The organism is Stenotrophomonas sp. Nf1 (assembly GCF_003028475.1).
Taxonomy (GTDB): domain Bacteria; phylum Pseudomonadota; class Gammaproteobacteria; order Xanthomonadales; family Xanthomonadaceae; genus Stenotrophomonas.
The window spans coordinates 750951-766373 of record NZ_PYTV01000001.1 but is presented as its reverse complement, the minus strand read 5'-3'; the positions used below and the strand labels follow the sequence as shown (position 1 = coordinate 766373).

11 protein-coding genes and 3 tRNA genes are annotated in these 15423 nt (G+C 67.7%); 7 read left to right on the top strand and 7 right to left on the bottom strand.

Annotated features, from left to right (window positions below; all coding sequences use genetic code 11):
• Positions 1 to 44: 44 nt before the first annotated feature.
• Together C9412_RS03670 and C9412_RS03665 are read left to right on the top strand one after the other, a co-directional pair.
• Positions 45 to 129, top strand: a tRNA-Leu gene (locus C9412_RS03670).
• Between the two features lie 218 nt (positions 130 to 347).
• A tRNA-Leu gene (locus tag C9412_RS03665) sits at positions 348 to 432 on the top strand.
• Positions 433 to 561: 129 nt separating this feature from the next.
• Here C9412_RS03665 and C9412_RS03660 read toward each other — a convergent pair.
• Positions 562 to 1308, bottom strand: coding sequence for a sulfite exporter TauE/SafE family protein (locus C9412_RS03660; protein ID WP_107230355.1), 747 nt, complete (start codon positions 1306 to 1308; stop codon positions 562 to 564).
• 99 nt (positions 1309 to 1407) lie between these two features.
• On the opposite strand from C9412_RS03660, the gene C9412_RS03655 reads away from it, so the two are divergent.
• Both C9412_RS03655 and C9412_RS03650 read left to right on the top strand, forming a co-directional pair.
• The gene (locus C9412_RS03655; RefSeq protein ID WP_107230354.1) at positions 1408 to 2307 is read left to right on the top strand and encodes a LysR family transcriptional regulator; all 900 of its coding nucleotides are present in this window, start codon (positions 1408 to 1410) and stop codon (positions 2305 to 2307) included.
• Positions 2308 to 2357: 50 nt separating this feature from the next.
• A tRNA-Leu gene (locus C9412_RS03650) sits at positions 2358 to 2442 on the top strand.
• Positions 2443 to 2595: 153 nt separating this feature from the next.
• Here the strand turns inward: C9412_RS03650 and emrB are convergent.
• From emrB to emrR, 4 genes are read right to left on the bottom strand one after another with little or no spacing between them, the layout of a single operon-like run.
• Positions 2596 to 4182, bottom strand: coding sequence for a multidrug efflux MFS transporter permease subunit EmrB (emrB, locus tag C9412_RS03645; RefSeq protein WP_107230353.1), 1587 nt, complete (start codon positions 4180 to 4182; stop codon positions 2596 to 2598).
• A 7-nt stretch (positions 4183 to 4189) separates the two neighbouring features.
• Positions 4190 to 5371, bottom strand: coding sequence for a multidrug efflux MFS transporter periplasmic adaptor subunit EmrA (gene emrA, locus C9412_RS03640; RefSeq protein WP_107230352.1), 1182 nt, complete (start codon positions 5369 to 5371; stop codon positions 4190 to 4192).
• Between the two features lie 11 nt (positions 5372 to 5382).
• On the bottom strand, positions 5383 to 6876 hold the full coding sequence (gene emrC / locus C9412_RS03635; RefSeq protein ID WP_107230351.1) for a multidrug efflux transporter outer membrane subunit EmrC: 1494 nt from the start codon (positions 6874 to 6876) through the stop codon (positions 5383 to 5385).
• A complete protein-coding gene (gene emrR, locus C9412_RS03630) occupies positions 6873 to 7316 on the bottom strand; it encodes a multidrug efflux system transcriptional regulator EmrR (RefSeq protein WP_005408766.1) in 444 nt (147 codons plus the stop codon). The genes emrC and emrR overlap by 4 nt, the downstream gene beginning before the upstream one ends.
• 172 nt (positions 7317 to 7488) lie before the next feature.
• On the opposite strand from emrR, the gene C9412_RS03625 reads away from it, so the two are divergent.
• Both C9412_RS03625 and parC read left to right on the top strand, forming a co-directional pair.
• Positions 7489 to 8370 carry a helix-turn-helix transcriptional regulator gene (locus tag C9412_RS03625; RefSeq protein WP_181358661.1) on the top strand — a complete coding sequence of 294 codons (882 nt, stop codon included), beginning with the start codon at positions 7489 to 7491 and terminating at the stop codon, positions 8368 to 8370.
• 59 nt (positions 8371 to 8429) lie between these two features.
• Entirely contained in the window at positions 8430 to 10673 is a 2244-nt protein-coding gene (parC, locus tag C9412_RS03620) for a DNA topoisomerase IV subunit A (RefSeq protein WP_107230349.1), read from the top strand.
• Between the two features lie 300 nt (positions 10674 to 10973).
• Here parC and bfr read toward each other — a convergent pair whose 3' ends face one another.
• On the bottom strand, positions 10974 to 11462 hold the full coding sequence (gene bfr / locus C9412_RS03615) for a bacterioferritin (RefSeq protein ID WP_107230348.1): 489 nt from the start codon (positions 11460 to 11462) through the stop codon (positions 10974 to 10976).
• 123 nt (positions 11463 to 11585) lie between these two features.
• Here bfr and C9412_RS03610 point away from each other — a divergent pair, with 123 nt between their 5' ends.
• Positions 11586 to 13913 carry a penicillin acylase family protein gene (locus tag C9412_RS03610; protein ID WP_107230347.1) on the top strand — a complete coding sequence of 776 codons (2328 nt, stop codon included), beginning with the start codon at positions 11586 to 11588 and terminating at the stop codon, positions 13911 to 13913.
• 86 nt (positions 13914 to 13999) lie between these two features.
• On the opposite strand, the gene C9412_RS03605 is transcribed toward C9412_RS03610, so the two are convergent.
• Entirely contained in the window at positions 14000 to 15391 is a 1392-nt protein-coding gene (locus C9412_RS03605; protein ID WP_107230346.1) for a cation:proton antiporter, read from the bottom strand.
• Positions 15392 to 15423 lie beyond the last annotated feature (32 nt).

Here is a 15423-nt window from a genome sequence, read left to right as displayed (position 1 = left end):
GTTGACAGCCCCCGGATTCATCTTCACAATTGCGCCTCTGGAACGCCCAGGTGGCGGAATTGGTAGACGCACTAGTTTCAGGTACTAGCGGGTAAAACCGTGGAGGTTCGAGTCCTCTCCTGGGCACCAACGAAAAAACTCCTCGCTTCGGCGGGGATTTTTTTTGCCTGCACTCCGGCAATGGGGTCGGATCCCTTTCCGCAGGAAAGGGCTCTGACCCTGACATCAAGCGCTGGGATCAAGCGCTGGGGTCAGAGCCCCTTTCGCAAGCGAAACGGGATCCGACCCCGGGTCTGCAAAAGGTGTTGACACCCCCGTAACAACACCCCATAATCTCGCTCCTCGACGCCCAGGTGGCGGAATTGGTAGACGCACTAGTTTCAGGTACTAGCGGGTAAAACCGTGGAGGTTCGAGTCCTCTCCTGGGCACCACGTCGAGAATGAAAAAGACCCGCGAAAGCGGGTTTTTTCATGCCCGAAATCCGGGCCACCGATCCGTAGCGTCGAGCTTGCTCGACTGCTGTGACGATCAGTCGAGCATGGCTCGACTCTACAAAGACTTCAGAACAACGGCCGCAGCACCAGCTCCAGACCCAGCAACAGCAGGAAACCAAGGAAACAGGCGCGGAACACCTGCGCACTGATGCGCTGCCGGATCACCTGCCCCAGCCACATGCCCAACAGCGCCGGCACCACCGCCACTGCGCTCAGGCCCAGCTGCTGGATGCCGAACGCACCGTGCAGCACCAGCCCGGCGGTCAGCGAGATCGTCGACACGGTGAACGCCAGCCCGAGCGCCTGCACCAGCTCCTCGCGCTGCAGCCCCAGCGATTGCAGATACGGGACCGCCGGCATCACGAACACGCCGGTCGCGCCGGTGACCACACCGGACAACGCGCCAACCAGCGGCCCCAGCCAGCGCTCGCGCCGCTGCGGCACACGGAACACCGGCGCGATCAGCGCGTACAGCGCATACACCACCAGCGCCATGCCCAACGCTGCCCGCGACCAGGTGCGGTCCACCCGCACCAGCAGCGCCGCCGAACCCAGCGTCACCACCACCACCGCCAGCATCATTGGCCACAGACGCCGCACGATGTGGGCCAGCGACGGGCCGGACAACAGCTGCCACGCATTGGTGACGAAGGTGGGAATGAACAGCATCGACGCTGCCGCCACCGGCGACAGCGCACCGCCCAGCAGGCCCATCGCCACCGTCGGCAGGCCCATGCCGGTCACGCCCTTGACCACGCCGGCCAGCACGAACACCACCACCAACAGCACATGGAAATACGTTGTCTCGTTCATGCCCTCATTGGATCGGGCAGACCATCGGCGCACAATGCGGTCTTCCCGCCTCTGCCTTCGGCTGATCCGAAGGCGCCGGCGTTGCGATGAGGGCACCCCATGCGGATGGATATCGCCGACCTGCGCCTGTTCCTGGCAATTGCCGAAGCCGGCAGCATCACTGCCGGCGCGGCGCAGGCGAACCTGGCACTGGCCTCGGCCAGCGAACGCCTGCGCATGATCGAGACCGATGCCGGCACCGCACTGTTGAATCGCCACCCGCGCGGCGTCAGCCTGACCGAAGCCGGCGCCGCCCTCGCCCACCACGCGCGCCTGATCCTGCAGCAGCAGGCGCAGCTGCGCGGCGAACTGCAGGCATTCGCGCACGGCGCGCGCGGCACCCTGCACTTGTATGCCAACACCGCCGCACTGACCCACTACCTGCCCGTACGCCTCGCACCGTGGCTGGCCAAGCGCCCGCGCCTGCATGTGGAGCTGCTGGAACGCACCAGCCCGGAGGTCGTGCGCGCGATCAACGCCGGCCAGGCCGAGGCCGGCATCATCAGCGACGCGATCGACGCTGCGGGCCTGCAGCGGCATGTGGTCGCCGAAGACCCGCTGGTGATGCTGCTTCCGGCCGGTCATCGTTTCGCTTCGCGCCGCAGCGTGTCCTTCACCGACGTTGCCGGCGAAACGTTCGTTGCCCTGGCCGATGGCAACGCGTTGCAGACCTACATCGAAGACCAGGCCCGCGACATCGGCCACCGCCTGGACATGCGCATCCGCATGAAAACCTTCGAAGGCGTGTGCATCATGGTCGGCCACGGCATTGGTGTCGGCATCGTGCCGCGCACCGTTGCCCGCCTGCATCGGCGCAGCACGCACACCGTTGCGGTACCACTTGCCGATGCGTGGGCACAACGCCGTCTTTGCGCCTGTTTTGCCGAGTGGACGCAGCTGTCACCGGCGATGCGCAGCCTGCTGCAACACCTGGGCGTGCAGCCACAGAAAAAACTGTGAAATCTTGTTGACACACTCTCTGCCGTACCGCACAATTCATCTCCTGAGTCGCCCAGGTGGCGGAATTGGTAGACGCACTAGTTTCAGGTACTAGCGGGTAAAACCGTGGAGGTTCGAGTCCTCTCCTGGGCACCACGACTCAAGATGATCAAACCCGCGAAAGCGGGTTTTTTCGTTTCCGGCGTTCGGGAATAACGCACCGGCAGTAGATCCACGCCATGCGTGGATGCGCTCCAGACAAAAACCCCGCCTTGCGGCGGGGTTCTGCGTTTCAACGGCAATGATCGATCAATGGCCGCCGGCAGACGCCGCACCGGCACCGGCGCCGAACGGCGGCTTGGCCAGCCACAGGAACGCGATGATCGCCAGGAAGATCCAGCCCAGCAGGAAGAAGATGTCGTTGAAGCCCATCTGCGATGCCTGGTGGTTGATCATGTTGTTGAGCACCGCTGCGCCATGCTGCAGGTCGCCCTGCCCCATCGCCGTCACCTGGTCCTGCATGCCCGGCTGATAGGCCGAGATATGTTCGGTCAGGTCGGCATGGTGCACCTGGGTACGACGCGCCCACAGCCACGTCGTCAGCGATGCCGCGAAGCTGCCGCCCAGCGTACGCAGGAACGTGGCCAGGCCGGAGCCCGCCGCGATCTCGCGCCCATCCAGATCCGACAGCAGGATCTGCAGCACCGGCATGAAGAACAGCGCCACACCAATACCCATGATCAGCTGCACGCCGGCCACGTGGGTGTAGTCCACCTGCAGGTTGAAGTTCGAACGCAGGAAGCTGGTGAAGGACAGGAACACGAAGGCCACCGAGGCGATCATGCGCATGTCGAAACGCGAGGCGTACTTGCCCACGAACGGGGTCATGATCACCGGCAGGATGCCGATCGGCGCGGTCGCCAGGCCGGCCCAGATCGCGGTGTAACCCATGTCGCGCTGCAGCCACTGCGGAATCAGCAGCGACACGCTGAAGAACGCCGCGTAGGCCACCACCATCGCCAGCGTACCGGCGCGGAAGTTGCGGTGGCGGAACAGCTTCAGGTCGACGATCGGGTCCTTGTCGGTCAGCTCCCAGATCAGGAACACCGCCAGCGCCACCACCGCCACGCAGGCCAGCACCACGATCTTCGTCGACGAGAACCAGTCCTCATCGTTGCCCAGATCGAGCACCAGCTGCAGCGCGCCGACGCCGATCACCAGGGTGACCAGGCCGACGTAGTCCATCTTCGGCTTCTCGATCTGCTCCGGGCGGCCCTTCAACTGGTTGCCCACCACCAGCGCGGCGAAGATACCCAGCGGCACGTTGATCAGGAAGATCCATTCCCAGCTGTAGTTGTCGGTGATCCAGCCACCGAGGATCGGGCCGCAGATCGGTGCCACCACCGTGATCATCGCCAGCAATGCCAACGCCTGCCCGCGTTTCTCGCGCGGGTAGATCGAGACCAGCAGCGACTGCGTGATCGGGTACATCGGGCCGGCCACGAAGCCCTGCAGCGCACGTGACAGCACCAGCATGCCCATGCTCTGCGCCAGGCCACACAGCAGCGAGGTGATGACGAAGGCCAGCGTGGCCCAGACGAACAGCTTGCGTTCGCCGAAACGACGGCTGAGCCAGCCGGTCAGCGGCAGTGCGATGGCGGTGCTGACCGCGAACGAAGTGATGACCCAGGTCGCCTGCTGCGAACTGGCGCCGAGATTACCGGCAATGGTCGGCAGCGAGACGTTGGCGATGGTGGTGTCGAGCACCTGCATGAACGAGGCCATCGCCAGGCCCACGGTGCACAGGGCGACGCTGGGCGGCAGGAACCCGGAGGCCGCACCCGGCGCCGCCGGTGCGCCCGGAGCGCCGGGCGCGGCTGGAGCTTGTGCGGACATGGCGACCTCAGCCCACCTTCGCCTGCTGCTGCGGCAGGTTGCCCTGGATGATCGTGTGGATCACCTCATCGGCGTCATGCAGCTGCTTGGCATACACATCGGTGTCGAACACGGTGCCCTTGGCGGCAGCGGTCGGCAGCACTTCACCCTTCTGGTCACGCAGGCTCACTTCGGCCTTCATCGACAGGCCGATGCGCAGCGGGTGTTCGGCCAGCTGCTTGGCATCGATGGCGATGCGCACCGGCACGCGCTGCACGATCTTGATCCAGTTGCCGCTGGCGTTCTGTGCCGGCAGCAGCGAGAACGCCGAACCGGTGCCCAGGCCCAGGCTCTGGATGCGGCCCTTGTACTTCACGTCACCGGCGTACAGGTCCGACTTCAGCTCCACTTCCTGGCCCAGGCGCATGTGGCGCAGCTGGGTTTCCTTGAAGTTGGCTTCCACCCACATCTGCTCGGTCGGCACCACCGCCATCAGGGCGTTGCCCGGCTGCACGCGCTGGCCGACCTGCACCGAACGACGGGCGACGTAGCCGGTGACCGGCGCGACGATGCCGGCACGGGCGTTGTTGAGGAAGGCCTGGCGCAGCTGCGCGGCCGCCGCCTGCACGTCCGGCTGGGTGGCGATCACGGTGTCGTCGACCAGCGCGCGGTTGCGCTCGACGGTCTCGCGCGAACCGGCCACGGCCGCTTCGGCGGCAGCCAGCTCGTCACGGGCATGGGCCAGTTCTTCGTTGGAGATGGCGCCGGTGGCGGCCAGGTCCTTGCGGCGTGCGAAGTCGTCGCGCACGCGCTTCAGGGTCACTTGGCGGGCGTTCAAGTCCGCCTGCGCGCCTTCCACGCTGCGGTACAGACCACGGGTCTGGCGCACGGTCTTGGCCAGGTTGGCTTCGGCCTGCTGCAGTGCCACCGAGGTGTCGGACGGGTCCAGCTGCACCAGCAGCTGGCCGCGCTCCACGCGCATGCCGTCATCGGCGTTGATGGCGACCACGGTACCGGCCACCAGCGGGGTGATCTGCACCTGGTTGCCCTGCACGTAGGCATCGTCGGTTTCTTCGAACCAACGGCCGAACATGAAGTACCACAGCGCCAGTGCGGCCAGCAGCAGCACGACGATCACGAACAGGCCGCGCAGCAGGTTGCCACGGCGGTTGGAGGCGGCCGGGGCCGCGGTGTCTTGGGTCTGGCTCATGGCAGGGGTCTTCAGGAATGCGAGGAATCGGAATGGGAGGCGATCGGTGCGCGGTCGGCGTCAGCGGGCTGGAAACCACCGCCCAGCGCCTTGCTCAGGCGCACCGAGGACTGCACCTGCTGCGACTGCAGGCCGGCCAGCTGCTGCTGCGACTGCAACAGCGTGGACTGCGCGGTCAGCACGTCCAGGTAGCTGCCGATGCCGGCGCGGTAGCGCTGCTGGGCCAGGTCGAAGGCCGAGCGTGCGGTGTCCACGGCCTGCTGCTGCGAATGCGCCTGCTGCGCCAGCGAACGCACCGCATTGACCTGATCGGCCACATCGCGCAGCGCGTCGAGCACGGCCTGGTTGTAGTTGGCCACCGCCAGGTCGTACTGCGCATCGGTGTTGGCCAGGTTGGCGCGCAGCTTGCCGCCTTCGAAGATCGGCAGGCTCAGTGCCGGGCCGATGTAGGCGAAGGTGGAGCTGCTCTTCAGCAGGTCGCCCACGTTCGGCGCGACCACGCCGGCCAGCGCGGTCAGGTTGAAGCTCGGGTAGAACTTGGTCCTGGCAACCTTGATCTGCCTGTCGGCCGCTTCCACGCGCCAGCGCGCGGCGACGATGTCGGGGCGACGGCCGAGCAGTTCACTGGGCAGCACGCCCGGCAGCTGCAGCGCCATCGGGTTCAACGGCTGCGGGCGCTGGATCGACAAGCCACGGTCCGGGCCCTTGCCGACCAGTGCCGCCAGTGCGGTGCGGGCCGCGTCGATGCGCTGCTGTGCGGCCTGCACCTGCTGCTGCGCGGCCGGCACGCGGGCTTCGGCCTGGCGCACCTGCAGGTCGCTGTCGATGCCGGCGCGGCGGCGCTGGCGGGTCAGTTCCAGCGACTTCTGCGAACGGGTCAGCTCTTCTTCGGCCACATCATTGAGCTGCCAGGCGTAGGCCAGGTCGGTATAGGCCTGGGTGATGCCGGTGGACAGGTTCAGGCGGGCCGCCTGCGCTTCGACCGTGGCCGCGTGCGCGCCATCCACCGCCGCCTCCCAGGCGGCGCGCTTGCCGCCCCACAGGTCCACGCCATAGCTGAAATCGAAGGCGACCTGGCTGCTGCCGCCGTAGCGGCCGCCCATCTCGCTGCCGACCATCGACTCGGGCAGACGCAGGCCGGTGTAGCCACCGGACACCGACAGGCTCGGCAGTTCATCGGCACGTGCGGTGCCGACCTGGGCCTGGGCCTGGCGCAGGCGCGCATCGGCGGCGTCCAGGCTCGGGTGGCCAGCCAGGCCCTCGGCAACCAGCGCGTCCAGCTGGGCATCACCCAGCGCCTTCCACCAGTCCTGCGCCGGGAAGCCGGTGGCGCTCAGGTCGGTATCGGCCAGGGTGCGTTCGCTGTGCAGGCCGTCCACGTCGAGCACGTGGCCCTGCGGGGTGAGGCCACGGCTGCTGGCGCAGGCGGCCAGGGCCAGGGCCAGCGCTGACACCAGCAGCGCGCGCCCGGACCGGCGGAGAGTGGTATGCGGGATCGGGTTCATGGGGTCGTCAGGGAATCGCGGATTCGGGTGAGGAGGGACAGCAGCAGCGTGCGCTCGTCGGCGGAAAGATCACGCAGCGCGTAATCCATCACCGCGTCGCCGCGCAGCTTCAGCCGCGCCCACAGCGCGCGGCCTTCATCGGTCAGCACGATCTGCAGTGCACGACGGTCCTGGGCGTGCGGTTCGCGGCGGACGCAGCCCAGCGCTTCCAGCTTGTCCAGCAGGCGGGTCACCGCGCTGGGCACCTGGTCGATGGCCTGGGCCAGCTCGTTGGCGGTGCACGGGGCCATGTGCGAAAGCACCTTCAGCCCGATGTAGTGGGTGAAGCCGATACCGAGATCTTCTTCAGCCATGGATGCGTCGAGTTGCCGGACCAGGCCGTCGCGCACCTGGCGCAGCAGCAGGCCGAAGCTGGGGGGAGTGGTTGCAGGACAGATCATGGGGGAGCATTCTCTTCCAAAAAAAATATTTCTCAATGGAAATATTCGATCTGGCATCGAATGCTGTGTTGCAGCAGTGGGCTGGATCGGTGAAGGCGCCTACCTTAATGATCTGCTCAGGTGGCCCGGTAGTACAATTCAGCCAATGGATGACACTTTTCCGCCAGCGGACATGATGAACAAGGCAGAAATCCCCCCTCCCAAGCGGCTGCTGCGGGACGACGCGCTGGACTGGTTCGAGCGCAACGATGGCCCGCCGGTGGTCGGTTTCCGCTTCGACAGCCCGCAGGGGCTGGTGCGCGAGGTGGACTGGCACCACCACCAGCGCGCCCAGCTGATCTGCGTCGAACGCGGCCTGCTGACCACCCGGACCTCGCACGGCACCTGGTCGCTGGCGCCGGGCTCGGCCGGCTGGATGCCGCCGCTGGAGCCACACACGGTCACCCTCGACGGCCCGCTGCGCGGCTGGGGCATGGCGCTGGCGGCGCCGGCCTGCGCCACCCTGCCCTCCGATCCCTGCGTGCTCGGCCTGTCCAAGCTGGCCCAGGCCTTGGCCGACCGCATCTGCGACTGGCCGCTGGGCTACGACACCACGCCTGAGCGCCAGCACATCATCGAGGTGCTGCTGGACGAGATCCGCACCGCGCCGCGCCAGCGCATGCATCTGCCGATGCCGCATGACCGGCGCCTGCTGAAGATCGCCTCGCAGCTGCTGGCCGACCCGTCCGACGAGCGCAGCCTGGCCGAATGGGCACACTGGGCCGGGCTGTCGCCGCGCAGCCTGACCCGCCACTTCCGCGACGAGACCACGCTCAGCTTCGCCCAGTGGCGGCAGCAGGCGCGACTGGCCGAGGCCCTGCGCCAGCTGACCGATGGCCGCAGCGTGGCCGACATCGCCCACGCGCTGGGCTTCAGCAGCGCCAGCGCCTTCGTTACCGTGTTCCGCCGCCACTTCGGGCTGCCGCCCGGGCGCTACCTGGCGCGGGCCGGACACGGGCTGGAAACCGGACTGGACCCGGCGCGTGGCTTGGCATCCCCGGCCGCATCCGGATAATCACAGGATTGCGAGCGGCGACCGCCGTCGCCGCCTCCCGACATAGGTAACAACGCCGCATGACCGAACTTGCCCGCCCCGTGTTCCACGGTTTCGAACAACTGCCGCTGCGCGAGTACGCCGAACGCGCTTACCTCGACTACTCCATGTACGTGGTCCTGGACCGCGCCCTGCCGTTCATCGGCGACGGCCTGAAGCCGGTGCAGCGCCGCATCATCTATTCGATGAGCGAGCTGGGCCTGAATGCCGCGTCCAAGCCGAAGAAGTCCGCGCGCACCGTCGGTGACGTCATCGGTAAGTACCACCCGCACGGCGACAGCGCGTGCTACGAAGCGCTGGTGCTGATGGCACAGCCGTTCTCGTACCGCTACCCGCTGATCGAGGGCCAGGGCAACTTCGGCTCCAGCGACGACCCGAAGTCGTTCGCGGCGATGCGTTACACCGAATCCAAGCTGACCCCGATCGCCGAAGTGCTGCTGGGCGAACTGGGCCAGGGCACCACCGACTGGGCGCCGAACTTCGACGGCACCCTGCAGGAACCGACCTGGATGCCGGCGCGGCTGCCGCACCTGCTGCTCAACGGCACCACCGGCATCGCCGTGGGCATGGCCACCGATGTGCCGCCGCACAATCTCAACGAGATCGTCAGCGCGCTGCTGCACCTGCTGGACAACCCCGAAGCCACCGTGCGCGACCTGTGCGAGCACGTGCAGGGCCCGGACTACCCGTCCAGCGCAGAAATCATCACCGCCGCCAACGACCTGCGGAACATGTACGAGACCGGCAACGGCAGCGTGCGTGCGCGTGCGACCTTCACCAAGGAAGCCAACAACATCGTGGTGACGGCACTGCCGTTCCAGGTATCGCCGTCGAAGGTGATCGAGCAGATCGCCGCGCAGATGCGCGCCAAGAAGCTGCCGTGGCTGGAGGACATCCGCGATGAGTCCGACCACGCCAACCCGGTGCGCGTGGTGCTGGTGCCGCGCTCCAACCGCGTCGACGCCGAGCAGCTGATGGGCCACCTGTTCGCGACCACGGACCTGGAGCGCAGCTACCGCGTCAACCTCAACGTGATCGGGTTGGACGGCCGTCCGCAGGTGAAGAACCTGAAGATGCTGCTCAGCGAATGGCTGACCTTCCGCAGCAACACCGTCACCCGCCGCCTGCAGCACCGCCTGCAGAAGGTCGAGCGCCGCCTGCACCTGTTGGAAGGCCTGCTGGTCGCCTTCCTCAACCTGGACGAGGTGATCCACATCATCCGTACCGAGGACGAACCGAAGGCGGCGCTGATCGCGCGCTTCGAACTGTCCGAGGAACAGGCCGAGTACATCCTGGAAACCAAGCTGAAGCAGCTGGCCCGCCTGGAAGAGATGAAGATCCGTGGCGAGCAGGACGAGCTGGCCAAGGAACGCGAGAAGATCCTCGGCATCCTCGACAGCAAGGCCAAGCTGAAGAAGCTGATCCGCGACGAACTGACCGCCGATGCCAAGAAGTTCGGCGACGCCCGCCGCTCGCCGCTGGTGCAGCGCCAGGCCGCGCAGGCCATCGACGAGACCGAGCTGGTGCCGAGCGAGCCGATGACCGTGGTGCTGTCGGAGAAGGGCTGGATCCGTGCCGCCAAGGGCCACGACGTCGATGCGTCCGCGCTGTCCTACCGCGATGGCGACGCGCTGCAGGGCGCGGTGCGTGCGCGCAGCACCCAGCAGGTCGCGTTCCTCGACAGCGAAGGCCGCGCCTATTCGACGCCGGTGCACACCCTGCCCTCGGCGCGCGGCAACGGCGAGCCGCTGACCGGCCGTTTCTCGCCGGCACCAGGCACCAGCTTCGTGACCCTGGCCAGCGCCGAACCGGACACCCGCTTCGTGCTGGCCTCTACTCACGGCTACGGCTTCGTCACCCGCTTCGAGAACCTGATCGGCCGCAACAAGGCCGGCAAGGCGATGCTGAACCTGTCGTCCGGCTCGTCGGTGCTGACCCCGTCGGTGGTGGCGAACGTGGCCACCGACCGTATCGTCGCGGTGACCAGTTCGGGCAACCTGCTGGCAATTGCCGCCAACGACCTGCCGGAACTGGACAAGGGCAAGGGCAACAAGATCATCGAGATCCCCAAGGCCAAGCTCGCCACCGAACGCGTGGTCGCCATCGTGGCGATCAGCCCGGGCCAGACCCTGCAGGTGCGCAGTGGCCAGCGCACCATGGGGCTGAAGTTCAACGAGCTCGACGCCTACCTCGGCGCCCGCGCCACCCGCGGCCACCTGCTGCCGCGCGGCTGGCAGAAGGTGGAAGGCCTGTCGGTGGAGTGACCGCTGGGGCCCTGCCCCTGGTGGGTGTCAACCTTGGTTGACACGCCTTGCCGGGGATCAGACACGAAAAAGCCGGGGAAATCCCCGGCTTTTTCGTTGTCGGCTGGCGGGCGGTGGAGCAGCTGGCGGGCGAAGGCTGGCTGGCGGTGCTCCGGTGCTGGCGGGCGACAGAACGCTGTGCTGCTGGTAGAGCCGACCGCTGGTCGGCTGCTCTTCTGCTCCTGGTAGAGCCGACTGTTGGTCGGCTGCTCTACCGAAAGGCAGCCGACCAGCGGTCGGCTCTACAGAGAGCGATGCCGCTCAGTGCGCCGGGGCGCCGTTGCCGTCGATCTTGCTCAGCTGGTAAAGCTCCAGGCCGATGCGCTTGATCAGGCCCAGCTGCTGCTCCAGCCACCAGGCGTGGTCTTCCTCGGTGTCCTTCAGCTGCGCCAGCAGGATGTCGCGGCTCACATAGTCACCGTTCTCCTCGCACAGCTTCATGCCGGCGGCGAGATTGTTCCGAACGGCGTATTCAGTATCCAGGTCCTTCTGCAGCATCTCCTCCACGGTCCTGCCCGGCTCGGTGGCATGCGGGCGCATGTCCGGGTCGCCGCCCAGGAACAGGATCCGGCGCAGCAGCGCGTCGGCGTGCTGGGTTTCCTCTTCCATCTCGTGGTTCAGGCGTTCGTACAGCGCGAACAGGCCCTGGTCCTCGTAGCGGCGGGAATGGATGAAGTACTGGTCGCGGGCAGCGAGCTCGCCGCGCAGCAGTTCCTTCAGGCAGGCGATGACGTCCGGGTTGCCTTTCATGGGGGGCTCCTGTGAATCGATGTGACATAGGGTGCCGCATTTCAAAATACGGTGATCTAATCGGAATCAGTCGCAGTTGCGCCTGCGGCTACAATCGACCCACGAGTTCGGAAAGGACGTGCGATGCGACGTACATGGCGTTGGATGCTGGGCGTGCTGATCGCCATCGTGCTGGCCACCGTCCTGGTCCTGTGGCTGCTGCTGCGCGGCAGCCTGGCCGACCTGGACGGCGAGCGCCCCGTGCCCGGCCTGGCCGGGCCGGTCACCGTCGAGCGCGATGCGCTGGGCGTGGTCACCATCACCGCCGGCAGCCAGGCCGATGCCATGCGCGCACTGGGCCGCGTGCATGCGCAGGAACGCTATTTCGAGATGGACCTGATGCGGCGCAGTGCCGCCGGTGAGCTGTCGGCCCTGTTCGGGCCAAAGGCCATCGACACCGACAAGCGCATGCGCGTGCATCGGCTGCGCGCACGCACCGAGGCGAACATGCAGGCTGCGCTGGGCGACAACATCGAAGCCGTAAGCGCCTATGTCGGTGGGGTCAATGAGGGCCTGGCCGATCTCTCCGTGCGCCCCTGGGCCTACCTGCTGCTGCGGCAGGCACCGCAACCGTGGCAGGCCAGCGACAGCGTGCTGGCCGGGCTGGCCATGTATGCCGACCTGCAGGACCCGGACAACCGTACCGAACTGGCGATGCAGCGCATCCGTGCCGTGGTGCCGCCGCCGCTGTACGCCCTGCTTGCCCACGATGGCACCGAATGGGATGCCCCGCTGTTCGGAGAACCGACCGGCAACGCCGCCCTGCCCGACGCCAGCCAGCTCGATCTGCGCAGCCTGAAGGCAACACCGGGCACCGCGCAGGACGAGGCCGACGCCGTTGGCAGCAACAACTTCGCCGTGGCCGGCGCGCTCACCGCCGATGGCCGCGCCATCGTCGCCGACGACATGCATCTGGGCCTGCGCGCACCGGGCCTGTGGTTCCGGGTGCGGCTGCGCTATCCCGACCCGCAGGCCGCCGGCGGCCAGGTCAATGTCAGCGGCTTCTCGCTGCCCGGCCTGCCGGCGGTGATCGTCGGCAGCAACGGCCACATCGCCTGGGGCTTCACCAACAGTTACATCGACACCGCCGATTACCGTACGGAGCCAGCCAACGCCGCCGTTACCGTGCATCAGGAGCGCATCGCCGTGGCGGGCCAGGCCGACGTGGTGTTTCCAGTGCGCGAGACGGCCTGGGGACCGCTGCTGCACACCCACGCCGATGGCAGTGGCGATGCCCTGCGCTGGGTGGCCCATCTGCCCGGCGCGGTACGCCTGGATTTCAGCGATCTGGCCCGCGCCGGTGATCTCGATGGCGCCCTGCACTTCGCCGACCACGCCGGCATCCCCGCGCAGAACCTGGTGATCGCCGACCGCAGCGGCCGCATCGCCTGGCGCCTGATCGGTGCGCGTCCGGATCGCGGACCCGGCTGCGCACCCGCCGGCTTCACCGCCGCCAGCAACCCACAGTGCGCGCCATGGCCGCTGCGCAGCGACGCCGCACCGGCGTTGATCGACCCGCCAGGCCATCGCCTGTGGACGGCCAACGGTCGCGTGCTCGACGGTGAGGCGCTGGCCATCGCCGGTGATGGTGGCTACGACCTCGGCGCACGTGCGCGCCAGATCCGCGATCTGCTGGCGGTGCAGGAGCGTTTCGACGAACACGATCTGCTGGCGATCCAGCTCGATGACCGCGCGGTGTTCCTGCAGCGCTGGTGGGCGCTGCTGCACGACGTCATCGAGCGCAGCGACGATCCGGCACTGAAGCGGTTGAAGGCGGCCAGCCACCCATGGGGCGGCCGCGCCTCGGCCGACGCGGTGAGCTACCGGGTGGTGCGCGAATTCCGCTCCAAGGTGATGGACACGCTGTCCGCGGCACTGTTGGCGCCTGCCCATGCGCAGCTCGGCGACGACTTCCTGGAGCCGCGCCTGGCGCAGCTGGAAGGCGTGGCCTGGCCGATGCTGCAACAGCGCCCGGCCAACCTGCTGCCACCGGCATACGACAGCTGGGATGCGCTGCTGCTGGATGCCGCCCGGCGTACCGAAGCTGAGCTGTCACAGCAGGGACCGCTGGCCCAACGCACCTGGGGCGAGCGCAATACCGCGGCCATCTGCCACCCGATCGCACGGGCGATGCCCGGGTTCGCCAAGCGCTGGCTGTGCATGCCGGCCGACCGCCTGCCCGGCGACCGCGACATGCCGCGCGTGCAGACGCCGAACTTCGGCGCCTCCCAGCGCATGGTGGTATCGCCCGGCCACGAGGCCGACGGCATCGTGCACATGCCCGGCGGCCAGAGCGGGCATCCGCTGTCGCCGTACTGGGGCGCCGGCCACGAGGACTGGGTGCATGGCCGCCCGAGCCCGTTCCTGCCCGGCAAGGCCGAGCACACGATGACGCTGGTCCCGGCGCGGTAGTGCCGGCCGCTGGCCGGCAACCCCGGAGACCTGGGGTCAGATCCCTTTTCCGATGGAAAAGGGATCTGACCCCATCACCGGCCCCATCACCGACGGTAGCGCCGCTCGATCAGGCTCAACAGCGGGCCGGTCATCGCGGTGGTCACCAGCGCCATGATCACCAGCACCGCAAACAGGCGGTCGCCGAGCAGCCCCAGCTCGTAGCCCAGGTTGAGCACGATCAGCTCCATCAGGCCACGGGTGTTCATCAACGCACCCAACCGCCAGGCTTCACGCGTGGGCATGCCGGCACTGCGCGCCGCACTGAAGGTGCCCAGCAGCTTGCCGGCCGTGGCCACCACGATCACCACCACGCACAGCACGATATCGCTGGCCTGCAGCGCATCGGCACGCATGCGCAGGCCGGTCATGGCGAAGAACAGCGGCAGCAGCAGCGTTACCGCGAACGGCTCGACGCGGGCCATCAGCAGCTCGCGCAGCTGCGTGTTGGACGAGACCGCCACGCCGGCGGCGAACGCACCGAACAAGGCGTGGATGCCGAGCATTTCGGTAACCAGCGCGCTGGCCAACGACAGCAGCAGGATGCCCAGCAGCCAACGCCCTTCGCGACCCGCTGCGATCTGCTGGCGGGCGAACCACGGCTTCACCAGCCCCAGCATCAGCGCCACGAACGCCACCACGCACAGCAGGTTGAGGCTGGCCGGCAACCAGCCGCTGGCCTGGGCGGCGGCGACGATCAACGCCAGCAGGCACCAGGCGGTGGCATCACCCAGCGCGGCGCAGGCGATGGCGGTCTGGCCCAGCGGTGTCTGGGTGATGCCGCGATCGGCGAGGATGCGCAGCAGCACCGGGAACGCGGTGATGCTCATCGAGATGCCGACAAACAGCGCAAATGCGGTGAAGCCCACTCCCTGCGGGCCATGCTGCGGGTACAGCCAGATCGCCAGCGCGACGCCAAGCACGAACGGCACCGCGATGCCGGCATGGCTGACCGTGAACGCGAAACGGCGGCGTCCGCGCAGCGCGGCCAGATCCAGCTCGGCACCGGCCACCAGCAGGAACATCAGCACGCCCAGCTGGCTGAGCATGCCCAATGGACCCAGCGAACTGGCCGGAAACAGTGCCCCGTGCAGGTGCGGCAACAGGCTGCCCAGCACCAGTGGGCCCATCATCAGACCGGCCGCCATCTCCCCGATCACCGCCGGCTGGCCCAACCGCTTCAGCAGCGCGCCGGCACCCTTGGCCACCAGCAGCAGCACCAGCAGCTGCAGCAGGAACAGGCCCAGCGGTGAGGCCAGATGCTGTGCCCAGCCGCCTTCGGTGGCGGCGGTGGCACGGGCCACCGCCTGCGGCGTATCGGGCCCGGCATAGCGGGCCAGCAGCACGCCGGCCAGCAGTGGCACGCCGGCCCAGGCCAGATAGCGCCAGCCCCATTTCATCGGCGGCGCCGGGCTCCCGCGCGGTACGTCCATGAACATTCCCCAATGTGCAGGGCGCCGATGATACGTCG

Bases quoted from the DNA above. Each gene is read 5' to 3' on its own strand.
- emrA (WP_107230352.1), bottom strand. From the start codon at position 5,371: ATGAGCCAGACCCAAGACACCGCGGCCCCGGCCGCCTCCAACCGCCGT.
- parC (WP_107230349.1), top strand. From the start codon at position 8,430: ATGACCGAACTTGCCCGCCCCGTGTTCCACGGTTTCGAACAACTGCCG.
- C9412_RS03660 (WP_107230355.1), bottom strand. From the start codon at position 1,308: ATGAACGAGACAACGTATTTCCATGTGCTGTTGGTGGTGGTGTTCGTG.
- C9412_RS03655 (WP_107230354.1), top strand. From the start codon at position 1,408: ATGCGGATGGATATCGCCGACCTGCGCCTGTTCCTGGCAATTGCCGAA.
- C9412_RS03605 (WP_107230346.1), bottom strand. From the start codon at position 15,391: ATGTTCATGGACGTACCGCGCGGGAGCCCGGCGCCGCCGATGAAATGG.
- emrR (WP_005408766.1), bottom strand. From the start codon at position 7,316: ATGATCTGTCCTGCAACCACTCCCCCCAGCTTCGGCCTGCTGCTGCGC.
- C9412_RS03625 (WP_181358661.1), top strand. From the start codon at position 7,489: ATGATGAACAAGGCAGAAATCCCCCCTCCCAAGCGGCTGCTGCGGGAC.
- emrC (WP_107230351.1), bottom strand. From the start codon at position 6,876: ATGAACCCGATCCCGCATACCACTCTCCGCCGGTCCGGGCGCGCGCTG.
- emrB (WP_107230353.1), bottom strand. From the start codon at position 4,182: ATGTCCGCACAAGCTCCAGCCGCGCCCGGCGCTCCGGGCGCACCGGCG.
- bfr (WP_107230348.1), bottom strand. From the start codon at position 11,462: ATGAAAGGCAACCCGGACGTCATCGCCTGCCTGAAGGAACTGCTGCGC.
- C9412_RS03610 (WP_107230347.1), top strand. From the start codon at position 11,586: ATGCGACGTACATGGCGTTGGATGCTGGGCGTGCTGATCGCCATCGTG.